The organism is Lysobacter sp. H21R4 (assembly GCF_015277535.1).
Taxonomy (GTDB): Bacteria; Pseudomonadota; Gammaproteobacteria; order Xanthomonadales; family Xanthomonadaceae; genus Novilysobacter; species Novilysobacter ciconiae.
Map to the genome: position 1 here is coordinate 2,603,625 of NZ_CP063772.1, position 15,066 is coordinate 2,618,690.

Annotated in this window: 15 protein-coding genes; 4 read left to right on the forward strand and 11 right to left on the reverse strand. The window is 67.2% G+C overall.

The features are described 5' to 3' along the window. Positions 1 to 190: 190 nt before the first annotated feature. The gene (locus INQ40_RS11840; protein ID WP_194340583.1) at positions 191 to 2,140 is read right to left on the reverse strand and encodes a M1 family metallopeptidase; all 1,950 of its coding nucleotides are present in this window, start codon (positions 2,138 to 2,140) and stop codon (positions 191 to 193) included. A 72-nt stretch (positions 2,141 to 2,212) separates the two neighbouring features. Continuing rightward, a complete protein-coding gene (ubiE, locus tag INQ40_RS11845) occupies positions 2,213 to 3,052 on the reverse strand; it encodes a bifunctional demethylmenaquinone methyltransferase/2-methoxy-6-polyprenyl-1,4-benzoquinol methylase UbiE (protein WP_194340584.1) in 840 nt (279 codons plus the stop codon). A 100-nt stretch (positions 3,053 to 3,152) separates the two neighbouring features. On the opposite strand from ubiE, the gene INQ40_RS11850 reads away from it, so the two are divergent. After that, positions 3,153 to 3,605, forward strand: a complete 453-nt coding sequence (locus tag INQ40_RS11850; protein ID WP_194340585.1) for a nucleoside deaminase — start codon at positions 3,153 to 3,155, stop codon at positions 3,603 to 3,605. A 478-nt stretch (positions 3,606 to 4,083) separates the two neighbouring features. After that, positions 4,084 to 4,488 carry a GFA family protein gene (locus INQ40_RS11855; RefSeq protein ID WP_194340586.1) on the forward strand — a complete coding sequence of 135 codons (405 nt, stop codon included), beginning with the start codon at positions 4,084 to 4,086 and terminating at the stop codon, positions 4,486 to 4,488. 4 nt (positions 4,489 to 4,492) lie between these two features. Here the strand turns inward: INQ40_RS11855 and INQ40_RS11860 are convergent, their stop codons facing one another. Continuing rightward, positions 4,493 to 5,650, reverse strand: coding sequence for a GGDEF domain-containing protein (locus tag INQ40_RS11860; protein WP_194340587.1), 1,158 nt, complete (start codon positions 5,648 to 5,650; stop codon positions 4,493 to 4,495). 189 nt (positions 5,651 to 5,839) lie between these two features. On the opposite strand from INQ40_RS11860, the gene INQ40_RS11865 reads away from it, so the two are divergent. Together INQ40_RS11865 and fabR are read left to right on the forward strand one after the other, a co-directional pair. Then, positions 5,840 to 6,346 carry a hemerythrin domain-containing protein gene (locus INQ40_RS11865; RefSeq protein WP_193984816.1) on the forward strand — a complete coding sequence of 169 codons (507 nt, stop codon included), beginning with the start codon at positions 5,840 to 5,842 and terminating at the stop codon, positions 6,344 to 6,346. 25 nt (positions 6,347 to 6,371) lie between these two features. Then, positions 6,372 to 7,067, forward strand: coding sequence for an HTH-type transcriptional repressor FabR (gene fabR, locus INQ40_RS11870; RefSeq protein ID WP_194342558.1), 696 nt, complete (start codon positions 6,372 to 6,374; stop codon positions 7,065 to 7,067). On the opposite strand, the gene hslU is transcribed toward fabR, so the two are convergent. From hslU to INQ40_RS11910, 8 genes are all read right to left on the reverse strand, one after another. Then, a complete protein-coding gene (hslU, locus tag INQ40_RS11875) occupies positions 7,064 to 8,446 on the reverse strand; it encodes an ATP-dependent protease ATPase subunit HslU (protein WP_228482023.1) in 1,383 nt (460 codons plus the stop codon). The two genes, fabR and hslU, sit on opposite strands and share 4 nt — an antisense overlap. Before the next feature lie 2 nt (positions 8,447 to 8,448). Further along, the gene (gene hslV / locus INQ40_RS11880) at positions 8,449 to 9,000 is read right to left on the reverse strand and encodes an ATP-dependent protease subunit HslV (RefSeq protein WP_194034437.1); all 552 of its coding nucleotides are present in this window, start codon (positions 8,998 to 9,000) and stop codon (positions 8,449 to 8,451) included. Positions 9,001 to 9,621: 621 nt separating this feature from the next. Continuing rightward, positions 9,622 to 10,554, reverse strand: coding sequence for a tyrosine recombinase XerC (xerC, locus tag INQ40_RS11885; protein ID WP_194340589.1), 933 nt, complete (start codon positions 10,552 to 10,554; stop codon positions 9,622 to 9,624). After that, positions 10,544 to 11,218 (reverse strand): DUF484 family protein, encoded by a 675-nt coding sequence (locus INQ40_RS11890; RefSeq protein WP_194340590.1) that lies wholly within the window; start codon positions 11,216 to 11,218, stop codon positions 10,544 to 10,546. Before INQ40_RS11890 ends, xerC begins: the two co-directional genes overlap by 11 nt. Beyond that, complete coding sequence (dapF, locus tag INQ40_RS11895; RefSeq protein WP_194340591.1) at positions 11,215 to 12,081, reverse strand: diaminopimelate epimerase; 867 nt, start codon at positions 12,079 to 12,081, stop codon at positions 11,215 to 11,217. The genes INQ40_RS11890 and dapF overlap by 4 nt, the downstream gene beginning before the upstream one ends. Then, entirely contained in the window at positions 12,074 to 12,370 is a 297-nt protein-coding gene (locus INQ40_RS11900; RefSeq protein ID WP_194340592.1) for a hypothetical protein, read from the reverse strand. Before INQ40_RS11900 ends, dapF begins: the two co-directional genes overlap by 8 nt. Positions 12,371 to 12,410: 40 nt before the next feature. Beyond that, the gene (locus INQ40_RS11905; protein ID WP_194340593.1) at positions 12,411 to 12,794 is read right to left on the reverse strand and encodes a YbaN family protein; all 384 of its coding nucleotides are present in this window, start codon (positions 12,792 to 12,794) and stop codon (positions 12,411 to 12,413) included. 11 nt (positions 12,795 to 12,805) lie between these two features. Then, positions 12,806 to 14,998, reverse strand: coding sequence for a S9 family peptidase (locus INQ40_RS11910; protein ID WP_194340594.1), 2,193 nt, complete (start codon positions 14,996 to 14,998; stop codon positions 12,806 to 12,808). Positions 14,999 to 15,066: the final 68 nt, after the last annotated feature.

Here is a 15,066-nt window from a genome sequence, read left to right on the forward strand (position 1 = left end):
GGTCTGTATGCCTTCCGGGCGAAATAAAGGAGGAGGCCTCCGCCGCAGGCGGTGGCCGGGGGACATTCGCCCGGAAGGCATACAGATCACGCCCCCCGAAAATCACCGGGATGAGCGCGGAGACGAAAGCCGGATACAACGCGACCGCCCGGGAGGCGGCCGCGAAGAAGATGTCCAATCAACTGAGCGATCAGTCGACCGGCTTGGTCACCGACTTGTCGCCCTTGGCCTCGGCGATGACGGCGTCCACCGAACCGGTGGTGATTGGGTGGTAGCCCGGACGCGCCTGGGCGAGCACCTTCTCGGCCATTGCCAGGCCTTCCGGAGTCTTCACCAGCTCGGCGTAGGTCGGCATGATCAGCTTGCGGCGACCGACGCGCTCCAGGAACGCGGCAATCGCGTCGTTGGCTTCCGGGTAGCCGCTACGCACGGTCAGCGGGTACCAGCGCATCGCGATCTCGCCGTTGGGGGTGCCGGTGAACTTGTAGGCAGCGTCAAGCGCGGCCAGCTGCTCGTGGCTCAGCGTCTGCGGCATGCCTTCCAGAAAGTGCAGCCACTCCTGCGTGCTCCACTTGGCGGTGACGTCCCTGGCCGGCAGGGTGCCGTCGTCCAGCCAGGCCTTTCGCACGGTGTCGACCGCGTCGAACTGCGGCGACTTCGTCACCGGCGCGGACTCGGGGATGCCCTGGCCGTAGATCCACTCGTCCAGCTCGGCCTCGGTGACCTTGCCGGGGTGCTTGGCCAGCAGGTTGTCCTTGGCGTACTGGATGAAGGTCGTGGTCGGGATCGACTGGAACGCGAAGTGGTCAAAGTAGCCGCGCAGGAACGGGTCGAAGTCCTCGCGGCCGAAGCGGTGCTCCAGGAACATCATGAACCAGGCGCCCTTGTCGTAGGCGACCTCGGTCAGGGTGTCGCCGGCCTTGACGTGGATGTCGGGACGGATCGCCAGCGCCTGCGCCTGCGGCTCCATGTCGCCGATGGTCTTGCGCAGCTCGTTCTGGGCGATCGCCGCTTCCATGTTGGCGAAGTCCTTGCCGTACAGGGACTCGATGATGCGGTTCTCGACGTAACTGGTGATGCCCTCGTTCATCCACTGGTCTTTCGGGCTGGAGAAGGTCACCAGGTTGCCGGCCCAGCTGTGCGCCAGCTCGTGCGCGATCAGCGAAACCAGCGACTTGTCGCCGACGATCACGGTCGGGGTGGCGAAGGTGATGCGCGGGTTTTCCATGCCGCCGTAGGGGAACGACGGCGGCAGCACGAGGATGTCGTAGCGGCCCCAGCGGTACGGGCCGTACATGGCCTCGGTGGCCTCGATCATCTTCTCGGTGTCGGCGAACTCGGCGGCGGCCTTGTCGACCATGGCCGGCTCGGCCCACACGCCGCTGCGGTCGGAGATCGGCTTGAACTCCAGGTCGCCGGCGGCGATGGCCAGCAGGTAGGACGGGATCGCCTGCGGCATGGCGAAGGTGTAGTCGCCGTCACGCTCGGCTTTGGGGTCGTTGTCGGCGCTCATCAGCACCATCACGTCCTTGGGGCTGGTCACGTGCGCGGTGTAGGTGAAGCGCACTCGGGGCGTGTCCTGCAGCGGCACCCAGGAGCGCGCGTGGATCTGCTGCGATTGGCTGAACATGAAGGGCTGCTTGCCGCCCTCGGTCATCGCCGGGGTCAGCCACTGCAGGCCGGATGCGTCCGGCGAGGTGCGGTAGGTCACGCGGACGCGCTCGTTGCGGTCGGGCACCTGGATCGTCAGCTTGCTGCCCAGGCGCTTGTCGGCGTCGGCCAGCTCGTACTTGAGGTCGGTCCACTTGTCGTCGCTGCGCTCACCGACCACCTTCTCGATGGTCAGGTCGCGGGTGTCGAGCACCAGCTCGTTGGCGTCATCGGCGACCCAGTCCAGGTCGTAGGTGGCGCTGCCGCTGATTTCCCTGGCCTCGAAATCGACGTTGAGGGCGAGCGCGAGGTCCTTGATGCGGACCTTGTCGGGCTCGGCGTAGGACAGCGAGTCGTACTCGGCGGGCGCGGCGGTGGCCACATCGGCATCGGGTTTGGCGGCCGTATCCGCGGCCGGCGCGTTGTCGCGCGAGCAGCCGCCCAGTACCACGGCGGCGGCAAAAAACAGGGTCAGGATCGAGGAGCGCATGGGCAGGCCCGGGGTTGCAGGACAATCCCCGAGTGTAGCCGCGCCCGCGCGGGGCGCGAAGTGACTTCCGTCCTACACCTTGTAGCCGGTGTGGATGGCGACGATGCCGGCGGACATGTTGCGGTAGCTGCAGCGGGCGAAACCCGCGCCCTCCATCATCGCTTTGAGCTCGTCCTGCGGCGGGTGCTTGCGGATGCTCTCGGCGAGGTACTGGTAGCTGTCGGCATCCCTGGCGAACAGCTGGCCCAGGCGCGGCAGGATCTTGAAGGAATGGAAGTCGTAGATCGGCTTGAACCACTCCGGCTTCACCTCGGAGAACTCCAGCACCCGCGCCTGGCCGCCGACCTTCAGCACGCGGTGCATCTCGGCCAGCGCCGCGTCCTTGTCGGTCACGTTGCGCAGGCCGAAGGCGATGGTGACCAGGTCGAAACTCGCGTCCGGGAACGGCAGCTTCTCGGCATTCATCTGCACGTAGTCAAAGCCGGCGACCTTGCCCTTGTCGGTCATCCGGTCGCGGCCGACGCGCAGCATCGCGCCGTTGATATCGCCCAGCACGATCGAGCCGGTATCCCCGACGCGATCCTTCAGCAACAGCGCGATATCGCCGGTGCCGCCAGCCAGATCGAGCACCCGGTCGCCGCGCTTGACCTGCGCGGTGGCGACGAAAAAGCGCTTCCAGATCCGGTGGATGCCCATCGACATCAGGTCGTTCATCAGGTCGTAGCTGCCGGCGACCGATGAGAACACTTCCCCGACCAGCTTCTGCTTGTCCCCGGTGGGAACATCGCGGAAGCCGAAATGGGTCGTGCCGGCGGGATTGGCCTGCGCCGCCGGGGCGGCGGTGGACGCATCGGGCGCGCGCGCGGTGTCGGCGGCGGTATCGGAGGCGCTGCTGGGGTTTGGATCGTTCATGCGCCGATTATCGCACCGCCCCGCCGGCGTTGCGCTCACGTGCTCGACATCCCGCGTGGGCGCGGCGACGATCCCTCCATCCAACTCTACCGGCCGACCGATGATCAGCACCCCCGACTACCCCGCCCTGCTCGCCACCGCTGTCGCCGAAGCCCGCCAGGGCCTGGCCGAAGGCGGCATCCCGATCGGCGCCGCGCTGTACCACGCCGACGGCCGCCTGCTGGGCTGCGGCCACAACCGCCGCGTACAGGACGGCGACCCGTCCAGCCACGGCGAGACCGACGCCTTTCGCAAGGCCGGCCGCCAGCGCAACTACCGCGACACCATCATGGTCACCACCCTGGCCCCGTGCTGGTACTGCAGCGGCCTGATCCGACAGTTCAATATCGGCACCGTGGTGGTGGGCGAGTCGGAAACATTCCGCGGCGGGATCGACTGGCTGCGGGAGAACGGCACAACCGTGATCGATCTGGCGGACAAGGATTGCATGGAGATGATGCAGGGGTATATTGCGGCTAATCCTGAGGTCTGGAACGAGGATATTGGGGAGTGAGGAGACTTGTCCTGACGTACTCAAGCAAAGCGTAGCTCCTTAGCTTCGCCGGGATGGTGAGGGCCACATTCGTGACGCGCCGCGCCCCTCCAATGCACCACGGACGCTCATCGATGGCGCTTTTTTCGTCACCGGTGGCGCTCCAAACCTCAAGCGCGCAGCTTTCTGCCTCTTTCGTGAGGTTCCTCGGCTCACGCGCGGCCCTTTTCCCCGCGAACGTGAGCCTCCAACCTCGATGGCCGGCGCTTTTTGCGCGACCAATGCCCCTCGAAGCCTCAGCACCGGGGCTTTTTTGCTCAACATCGGCACCGGCTGCTCGGCACATGGAGCTTTTAGCGCGGACACCGAGGCGTCAAAACGCCAATCGAGACACCTTCACCTACCCGTCCCCGGCCGCATACCCGGTCTCGGCGGCGTGCCGCGGCTGCCTGTAGCTATCGAACGTAGACTTGCTCCCTCCCCACGCGGACATCTCCCGATGATCAAACTGGTAGGCGGCGTCGAGGTCCAACCCATCCACCGGGCGTCATGCCATTGCGGCGCGGTCGAGCTGGAGCTCGACCTGCCCGACGGGATCGTCGATCCGCGGCGCTGCGACTGCTTCATCTGCCGGCGCAAGGGCGCAATCGTCGCCTCGGTCCCGTTGGACGGCCTGCGTGTCACGAAGGGCTCGGAGCAACTGGCGCTCTACCAGTTCAACACCTATACGGCGAAGCACTACTTCTGCCGGATCTGCGGTATCTACACGCATCACCAGCGTCGGTCCGATCCCAGGCAGTACGGCTACAACGTCGGCTGCCTGGAGAGTATCAACCCGTTTGATCTGCCCGACGTCGTCACCGAAGACGGCGTCCACCACCCGGCGGATGCGCGCGATCGATGAGAGCCTATTGCGGTGACTCAGCGGTGGCGTAGCGCTGCGATGCGTCCCCCTCGGGCGCCACGGCATTGCGGTTGCGGCCCGCGCGCTTTGCCTGGTACAGCGCGCGGTCTGCGCGCTCCAGCAGGTCATCGGCGGTCTCGTCACGGCGGTGCTGGGCGACGCCGGCGGAGAAGGTGATGCACCGGCTGTCGGTCCCGCAGTTCGCTACCGCCCTTCGCATCCGTTCCAGCAGGCGGCAGATGCCGTCGACGTTGCCGCACGCCAGCACCACGAATTCCTCGCCGCCCCAGCGGCCGATCGCGTCGGTGGTGCGCAGCATCGCCGTCGCGCGGCGGGCGAATTCCCTGAGCACCTCGTCGCCACCGGCGTGTCCGAGCTCGTCATTGATGGCCTTGAAGTGGTCGATGTCGATCAGCGCCACGCAAAACGGGGCGAACTCACGCGAGGACAGCGCGGCGCTCCGCTCCAGCAGCGTTCGCATGGAACGCCGGTTTGCAATGCCGGTGAGTTCATCGCTCACCGCCAGCCGCTCGACCTGCGAGAGTGCCTGCATGAGCGCTTCGCGCTGGCGGTGGAGCTTGCGCCGGACACTGGACAGGCGCGCCACAATAAACCCCAGCGGCGGCAGCACCACCAGCAGCATCAGCACATTGTTGATGTCGACCATGAGCGGCGTCATCGCGCCGTGCTGCGGGATCCATTGCGGGAACCACGCACGCAGCATCACCGCCGCGACCAGCGCGAACAGGTTCAAGACCGTCAGGAACGCGATCTGCCGCCACTGCAGGGCGAATGCGCCGAATACGATGGTCACGACCATCGGCAACAGGGCCGCGGTGCGCATTGGGCCGATGAGCAGGTAGCCCCAGTTGGCACAGAGCACGCCGATGGACAGTTGCCAGATGGTCAGCGACGGGTCCTGGAACCGCTCGGTCCAGCCGCTGCGAAGGGCGACATAGCCGGCCAGAAGTCCGGCGAAGACGAAGCCCAGCCAGAGCAGGGTCGCGGTCTTGCTCATCCATCCCTGCAGCACGCCGGCGATCAGCCAGATCGCCGCGCCCATGTAGATGTAGCCCGCGATCAGCCATTGCATCAGTCGTTCCCTGCGCCGCGGGTGGGCGCTGCCCACCAGGTCCACCATCCGGGAAAGTAGCGATTGCATTGTTCTGGCGCTCCAGCACGGCTACCGGGAGGGTTGACCTATTGGACCTATCGGCCGGCCCGGCAGAACCTGAAGGGCGTTCGCGAAATTTGTGTGTTCCACAATCACAGCCCGTGAAGTGCGGCCAGGCCTCAACTTGCCTGCACCGGGGCGACGGGCTACAACTCCCTGTTCACAGGGGAGGTCACAATGGGTTTCTTGAAACGGCTTTTCGGCACGCAGGCGCCTGAACCCGCGGCGCCGGTGTTGCCTGAGCCAGGCAACGCCGCACGCACCATCCGCTACGACGAGACCCTCGTCGACAGCCTCAAGCACGACCACGAAGAGCTCGTCGCGATGTACACGCGCATGGGCGAGGACGCGGCTGCGGGCCGCTTCGATGGGCTCGACGCGGCGCTGCAGGAGTTCAAGGTGCGCCTGGAATCGCACCTGCTGACGGAGAACGTGCGCTTCTACGTCTATCTGGAACAGATGCTGGCCGACGACGCCGAGAACACGGCGCTGATCCGTGGTTTCCGGCGCGAGATGAACTCCATCGCGCGCGGCGTGGTCGACTTCGTCGCCCGGTACCGCAAGGAGCCGGTGAACGCGGCGAACCAGGCGGAATTCCTGGCCGCCCATGGCGAAGTCGGACGGCTGCTGACCCAGCGCATCGCGCGCGAGGAGTCGGAGCTGTACGTGCTGTATCACCTGTGAGGTGCGCAGCGCGTTTTAAGAGATGATGTCGGCCTCTTCCCCTGCACTCCCGGCGGCACAGGTGCCCAAACCGATTCCGACCACCAGCGACGGCCCCGGCCGCAGACCGGCGATCAGCCGCGAAGACCTGATCGAGGCCGCGCTGGCGATCCTGGGCCCGAACCGCAGCGTCTCCACGCTCGGCCTGCGCGAGGTGGCGCGCGAGGCGAAGATCGCGCCCAACAGTTTCTACCGGCATTTCCGCGACATCGACGAGCTGGCCGTGGTGCTGATCGAGCGCGCCGGCACGTCCTTGCGCGCCATCATCGGGCGGGCGCGCAATCGCGCCGACCCCAACGGCGGCGTGGTGCGCAGTTCGGTGGAGGCGTTCTTCGATCAGCTCCGCGCCGACGACAAGCTGCTGCACCTGCTGCTGCGCGAAGGTCTGGTGGGCTCGGATGCGTACAAGGAGGCAGTCGACCGGCAGTTGCGCTTCTTCGAGGAAGAGCTGCGGGTGGACCTGATCCGGCTCTCCAAGCTCAACCGGGTGCCGATGCACGAGCCGGCGCTGGTGGCCCGGGCGATCACGCGGCTGGTGTTTGCCGTCGGTGGCAGCGCGATGGACCTGCCGCCGGAGCGCTACCCGCAGCAGATCGACGAGCTCACCACGATGGTGCGGATGATCGTCAACGGCGCCCAGGCGACGAATCGGGCGGCCGGCGGGCTTGGGTCCAGCGCCTAGAGGATGTAGCGGCTCAGGTCCGGATCCTTCACCAACTCGCCCAGGTTGGCGTCGACGTAATTGCGGTCGATGGTGATCGCCTGGCCGTCGCGGTCCGGCGCCTCATAGCTGAGGGTGTCCAGCAGACGCTCCAGCACGGTGTGCAGGCGGCGGGCACCGATGTTTTCCTGGCGCTCGTTGACCAGCGCGGCGATCTCGGCGATGCGCTCGATGGCATCGTCGGTAAACGCCAGGCTGACGCCTTCGGTCTTCATCAGCTCGATGTACTGGACGGTCAAGGCCGCCTTGGGCTCGGTCAGGATGCGGATGAAGTCGCCCTTGGTCAGCGCCGACAGCTCGACCCGGATCGGGAAGCGGCCCTGCAGCTCCGGGATCAGGTCCGATGGCTTGGCCATGTGGAACGCGCCGGAGGCGATGAAGAGGATGTGGTCGGTCTTCACCGAGCCGTATTTGGTGCTGACGGTCGAGCCTTCCACCAGCGGCAGCAGGTCGCGCTGCACGCCTTCGCGGCTGACATCGCCGCCACCCACGTTCTCACCGCGCTTGGCGACCTTGTCGATCTCGTCCAGGAAGACGATGCCGTGCTGTTCGCAGGCCTCGATCGCGGCCTCGCGGACCTCGTCCTCGTTGACCAGCTTGCCGGCTTCCTCTTCGATCAGCAGCGGGCGCGCGGCCTTGATGGTCATGGTCTTGGTGTTGGTCTTGCTGCTGCCCAGCTGGGAGAACATCTGCCGCAGCTGCTGGCCCATCTCTTCCATGCCCGGCGGCGCCATGATGTCCACGCCGCTGACGTTGACCGCGGTCTCGATATCGATCTGGCGCTCGTCCAGCTCGCCGGCACGCAGCTGACGGCGCAGCTTGATGCGGGTCTCCGATTCCTGCGCGGACGGCTCGGCCGCGGCCGCCTGCGGATCAAAGCCGATACCGCCGCCCAATCCGGTGACACGCTTGGGCAGCAGTGCATCCAGGATGCGGTCCTCGGCGCGCTCCTCGGCCTCGGTGCGGACCTTCTGCTTGGCCTGCTCGCGATACAGCTTGACCGCGGTATCGGCCAGGTCGCGGATGATCTGCTCCACGTCCTTGCCGACGTAGCCGACCTCGGTGAAGCGGGTCGCCTCGACCTTCACGAACGGCGCGTTGGCCAGGGTCGCCAGGCGCCGCGCGATCTCGGTCTTGCCCACGCCGGTCGGGCCGATCATCAGGATGTTCTTGGGCATGACCTCGTTGCGCAGGTCGTCAGCGAGCATGCTGCGGCGCCAGCGGTTGCGCAGCGCGATGGCCACGGCGCGCTTGGCGTCCTGCTGGCCGATGATGTGGGTATCGAGCGACTGCACGATCTCGCGCGGCGTCATCGTGGCGCTGGTGTGGTTGAACTTCATGCTTACAGCTCCTCAACCACGACGTTGCGGTTGGTGTAGATGCACACGTCGCCGGCGATGTTGATCGCCTCGGTCGCGATGGTGCGGGCGTCCAATTCGGTATGCGCGTACAGCGCGCGGGCGGCGGACAGGGCGTACATGCCGCCCGAGCCGATGGCGATGATGCCGTCGTCGGGCTCAATGACATCGCCGGTGCCGCTGATGATCAGCGAGGTTTCCTTGTCGGCCACGGCGAGCAGCGCTTCGAGCTTTCCAAAGCGGCGCTCGGTGCGCCAGTCCTTGGCCATCTCGACGGCGGCGCGGGTCAGCTGGCCGTGTTTCTCGAGCTTGGCTTCGAAGACTTCAAACAGGGTGAAAGCATCGGCGGCGGCGCCGGCGAACCCGGCGATGACCTGCTCATCGCGGCCGAGGCGGCGGATCTTGCGGGCGTTGGACTTCATCACCGTGTTGCCCAGGGTGACCTGGCCGTCACCGGCGATGGCGACGCGGCCGTTGCGGCGCACCGAGACGATGGTGGTGGCGTGGAAGACGGTGGGGTTCTGGCTGGGATCCATGTGGGCTCCGTGGTCGAACCTCATGGATGGGGGTCGCGCGGCGCTGTTCAAGCGCTGGGGGCTGAATGGTGGGGATGCGCGGGGGCGGCTGCCGGGGACCGGCCGAGGTGCTGGCTGGTTGCGTATGGGATCCTCCGGGGCGGCTGCCGGGTTCCGGCCGAGGTGCTGGCTGGTTGCGTATGGGATGCTCGGGGGCGGCTGCCGGGTACCGTTTCCAGTCGCTCCACGAAATTCGCTTTGTGGAAACGGCACCCGGCAGCCGCTCTCGGAGGGCGCGGTGATCTGGTGGGGCAAGCAAGATCGGAGCGCCGAAGTGTGGACCTCTTCGGTGACAAATAGCGCCGCTGCTGCGACGACTCGCAACCGACGTTCTGCGACGAGGCAAGATGCGATGTCCGTTGCGATTAGATAGAAGGCCGCGCGCTCCAACAACCCGCGGTCATCGGCGCCTGCCAAAGCCAGACGCGAGCAAACGCGAACGCAGGAAGCAAGGCCGGTCGCCCCCAATTCACGGCGTGAACCGTTAGGCGGGGCGGGGGATCCGGTTCGACCAAGCGAATATCGTGGAGCGACTTGAACCGGGTCCCCCGCCCCGCCCGCTCGTGCTTTAAACCCAACCCCTCAATCTTTCGAAGGCGGTTTCCGTTTCGCACGTGGGTGAGCCGCGTCGTACACCGTCGCCAGGTGCTGGAAGTCGAGGTGCGTGTAGATCTGCGTGGTGGCGATGTCCGCGTGGCCGAGCAGTTCCTGCACGCCGCGCAGGTCGCCGGAGGACTCCAGGATGTGGCTGGCGAAGCTGTGGCGGAGCATGTGCGGGTGGACGGCTTTGGTCAGGCCCTGGCGCTGGGCCAGTTGGCGCAGCCGGTATTGCACGGCGCGCGGTGTAATGGTGCCGTTGCGGCCGGGGAAGACCGGGCTGTCATTGCCGGCGCCGGTCGAGGCGCGCCACTCGGCGAGGGCAATGCGCGCGTAGGAGCCCAGCGGGACGCTGCGTTGGCGGCTGCCCTTGCCGAGCACGGTGACCAGGCCGTCGTCGAGATCCAGGTCGCGCCAATGCAGGGCGCACAGCTCCGACAGGCGCAGGCCGGAGGAATAGAACAGCTCCAGCAGGGCGCGGTCGCGCAGGCCGAGCGGCGCGTCGGTGGGGACCTCGACCAGCACCTTGACCTCGTCGGCGTCCAGGACCTGCGGCAGCTTGCGCGGCGCGCGCGGGGCGCGGATCGCGGCGGCGGGGCTGGCGGTGATGCGACAGTGGCGCAGGAGCCACGCGTAGAAGCTGCGGCAGGCGGACAGGCGGCGCTGCAAACTCTTGGGCGCGAGTCCGCGGCGGTGTTCGGCAGCGATGAAGCTGCGCAGGGAGTCGGCCTCCAGCCCGACCAGGTCGAGTGCCTGCGCGGCGGCCCACTGCGCCAGCGCGGTCAGGTCGCGGCGGTAGGCATCCAGCGTGTGCGCGGAGACCGCGCGCTCGACCTGCAGGTGCTCGAGGAACGCGGCGACGTTAGCGTCGAGCGGCGCGGCCGGCGCAGGCGCGGGGGTGCCGGAATCAGCGGGCATACCTCGCCAGCGCTGTTTCCAGCGCCTCGCCCATCATCTGCAGGAACAGCGTGCCCATGCCGGGGAAGAACCGGTTGGGATCGCGGCTGCCCACCGCTACCAGCCCCAGCGCGGGCAGCGGCAGCAATGCGGTCGACTGCACCTGGTCGGCGTTGTCGCCGTAGAGCAGCGCGTGCTTTTCCGGCTGCAGACGACCGCACAGCGGCTCGCCGTCGGCCAGACAATCGAGGAACGGTTGCAGGCGCACGTCATCGCGCTTGACCACCTGCAGCCACTCGTTCTCGTCCAGTCCGTCGATGGGCTCAAACAGCACCAGTTGCACCAGGTCGCCGTTGAAGTCCTCCGCCAGCGTCGCCGCCATCGCGCGCACGGTGTCGGCGGCGGTGTCCTGGCGCATCAGGGCCAAGGCCAGCTGGTGGGTACGCACCGCCAGCCGCTCGTTTTCCTCGGCATTGGCGAACAGCTCGCGCAGGCGCTTGGACAGTTCGCGGTTCTTGTCGCGCAACACCTCCAGCTGGTAGCTGGCCAGCGAGGCGGCCGAGCCCTCCTCGCGCGGGACCACCAAGCTGAGTGACAGGTCGGGGAACTGCTGCAGGAAGGTCGGATGGCGGCGCAGCCACGCGGCGACCTCGTGCGCACCCAGGGTTTCGGTGGTCTCGCTCATGCGTTCCATTCTCCTTCAAATACGAATGCGGCCGCGCCGGTCATCACCATCGGCCGGTCGTCGGCGGGCCAGCTGATCTGCAGGTCGCCGCCGGGCAGCGACACTCTTACGTCGCGATCGACCAGGCCGCGCCGGGTGAGGATGGCGACTGCCGCGCACGCACCGCTGCCGCAGGCCAGGGTTTCACCGACGCCACGCTCATACACGCGCAGGCGGATGCGGTCGCGGCCGAGGATCTGGGCAAAACCGACGTTGACTGATTCGGGAAACGCCGGATGGTCCTGCAGGCCGGATCCGGCAACGTCCAGCTCGGCGGTATCGATGTCCTCGACTTCGATCAGCGCGTGCGGATTGCCCATGGATACCGCGCCCACCGGCATGATGCTGCCGCGCACCGGCAGCACGTAAGGATCGCGCGCGGCGTCGAAGCCAACCATCGGGATCCGTGCCGGCTCGAACTCCGGCACGCCCATGTCGACCCGGTAACGGCCATCCCCGAGGCGCTGCACCGTGTGGGCACCGATCGGGCTGTCGAGCTGGAACTCGCCTGCCACGGGCGCGCTGCCTTCGCGCACCAGCCAGGCGGCGACGCAGCGGGCGCCGTTGCCGCACTGCTGCGAGCTGGAGCCGTCCGCGTTCCAGATGCGGTAGCTGGCGACAGCGGCCGCGGTGCGCGGCGCTTCGATGGTCAGGATCTGGTCGCAGCCCACGCCGTGGTGGCGATGGGCGATGGCGCGGCACAGGTCCGGTTCGGGGGCGTCGCGGCCACCGCGCAGGTCCAGCACGACGAAGTCGTTGCCGGCGCCGTGCATCTTGCTGAAAGGCAGGGCGGAACTGGATCCGGTCCGCGCTGCTTCAGTCATTCCCGTCGTCGTCACCGCCCACCTCGGGGATCGGGTCGGCGCCGGGTTCCTTGATGGTGTCGTCGGTCGGGGCGTCGTCCTCGACCGGTTCGGTGGCCTCCACGTCCTGCTCGTCGACATCGTGCTCGTCGACATCGTGCTGGTCGACATCCTGGCCGTCGCTGTCGACCGGGGCATCGGCGGGAACGGCCTCGGGCAGTACCAGGGGTCCACTGTTGCCGCAGCCGGCAACGGCGAGCGGCAGGGCGAGGACGAGGGCGAGCAGGCAAATCGGCAGTCGTGCGTTCATCGCCGCAGTGTAACGGCGCCGGCGGTCAAGGCGATACCGCTCAGCGCTCCGGCTCGGGCCGCAGCCACAGCCAGCAGGCGATGACCGCCATGCTGATCGTGGCGACGGCGGCGATCCACAGGTGCGGAGCGGTCAGGAACGCGACGGCAGCGGCCAGCAACATCGACGCGCTGGCGAGCCACTTGGCGCGTCGCGAGACCGCTCCGTGGCACTGCCAGTCACGGATCATCGGACCGAACACACGATGTGTCAGCAACCGCTGGTGCAGTTGCTTGGAGCCCCGCGCCGCCGCGTACGCTGCCAGCAACACGAAGGGCACCGTGGGCAGCAGCGGCAGGACCACGCCGGCCGCCGCCAACCCCAGGCTCAGGTAGGCGAGCAGCAACCAGGCCCAGGGCACCGGACCATGTGGGTCGCGCCCCATCGGCACGGCGGCTAGCGGGAAGCGGCTGTCTCGACCGCCAGCTGGTCGAGCATGAACGCGTACATCTCGGCCAGCTCGCGGTAGCGGCGGAAACGGCCGGACTTGCCGCCGTGGCCGGCGTCCATGTTGGTGCGGAACAGGATCGGCGCGCTGCTGGTGTCCAGGTCGCGCAAACGGGCGACGTACTTGGCCGGCTCCCAGTACTGGACCTGCGAGTCCCACAGGCCGGTACCGATGAACATCGCCGGGTAGTCCTGCGCGACCAGATTGTCGTACGGCGAATACGCCAGCATCACGTCGTAGAACGCCTTGTCCTCCGGATTGCCCCACTGGTCGTATTCGTTGGTGGTCAGCGGAATGCTGGCGTCGAGCATGGTGGTGACCACGTCCACGAACGGCACCTGCGAGAGGATCACGCGGTAGTCGTGGGGCGCCTGGTTGGAGATCGCGCCCATCAGCAGGCCGCCAGCGCTGCCGCCGTAGGCTGCGACACGATCCTTTGCGGCGTAGCCCTGCCCGACCAGGAAGCGGGTGACGTCGATGAAGTCGTTGAAGGTGTTCTGCTTGTGCTCCAGCTTGCCGGCGTCGTACCACTTGCGGCCCATCTCCTGGCCGCCGCGGACGTGGGCGATCGCATAGACCATGCCGCGATCCAGCAGGCTGACGACCGGCAGGTTGAAGGCCGGGTCCATCGAATAGCCGTAGCTGCCGTAGGCGTACTGCAACAACGCGGCGGTGCCGTCCTTCTTGAAGCCCTTGCGATAGACCACCGAGACCGGCACCTTGCTGCCGTCGCGCGCGCTCGCCCACAACCGTTCGGTGGTGTAAACCGTGGAGTCGTACCCGATCACCGGCTGCTGCTTGAGCTGGCGGCGCTCGCCGGTGCGGGTGTTGAGCTCGTAGGTGGTGTCCGGCGTGGTCAGCGAGGTGTAGCTGTAGCGCAGCCAGTCGGTGTCGGGCTCGGAATTGGTCGACAGGCCCATCGAGTAGGCGCTCTCGTCGGCCTTGACGTATTCGGAGGCCGGGTCGGCCTGGCCGACGTCGCCGCGGATCAGGCGCAGCCGCTCCAGGCCGCCGGAGCGCTCGGCCACGGCGGTGAAGCCGTCAAACAGCTCGAAGCCGTCGATGAACACGTCCTCGTCGACGCCGATCCACTCCTGCCACTGCGCGCGCGAGCTCGCGTCGCTGGGCGCGGTCATCAGCTTGAAGTTGTCGGCCGGCCTGCCGTCCGCGCCGGGTGCGTTGGTGCGGATGACCCAGCGTCCGTCGTGGTGGTCGGCGCTGTACTCCACGTCGCGCTCGCGCGGGGCCAGCACGGTGAACGTGCCCGGGTCGGCGGCCGGCGCGCAGCGGCTCTCGCTGGACACGGTGCTTTCCACGCCGATGCAGATGTACTTGTCATCGCGGGTGCGGCCAATGCCCATGTAGAAGCTGTCATCGTGCTCCTCGTAGACCAGCACGTCATCGGCGACCGGAGTGCCAAGCACGTGCTTCCTGACGCGCACGGTAAGCAGGGTTTCCGGGTCGTTCTCGACGTAGAAGACCGTGCGGTTGTCATCGGCCCAGACCACGTTGGCCGACACGCCCGGAATGGCATCGTCGAGGATCCTGCCGGTGTCCAGGTCCTTGAAGCGGATTACGTACTGGCGCCGACCGACATCGTCTTCGGCCCAGGCCAGCAGGCGGTTGTCCTGGCTGACCTGGTAGTCGCCGACGCTGAAATACTCCTCGCCGGCAGCCATCGCATTGACGTCGAGCAGGACCTGCTCGTCGGCGTCCATCGAACCCTTGCGACGCGCGTGGATCGGGTAGTCCTGGCCGGTCTCGAAACGCGTGTAGTACCACCAGCCTCGCTCGCGGTACGGCACCGAGCTGTCGTCCTGCTTGATGCGCCCGACGATCTCCTCGTACAGCGTGTCCTCAAGGCCCTTCAGAGGCGCCATCACGGCATCGACGTAGGCATTCTCCGCTTCCAGGTAGGCCAGCATCGCCGGATCCTTGCGGGTGTCGTCGCGCAGCCAGTAGTACTCATCCTGCCGCGTTGCACCGTGCGGGGCGGTAACCACGTGCGGGCGTTTCTCGACATCGGGCGGGGTGATGGGCGCGGCGGGGGACGGTGCGGAATCGACAGACATGGAAGAACTCGTGGCGAGGGCCGGCGTGGCGGCGGTCATCAGGACGGCAAGCAGCAAGGCGGGCTTCATGGATGGGGGCTCCGGAGAGAAAGCGCAACGGCGAAGCAACTGGAGGTCGGCGGACAGCTTGCCCGCAG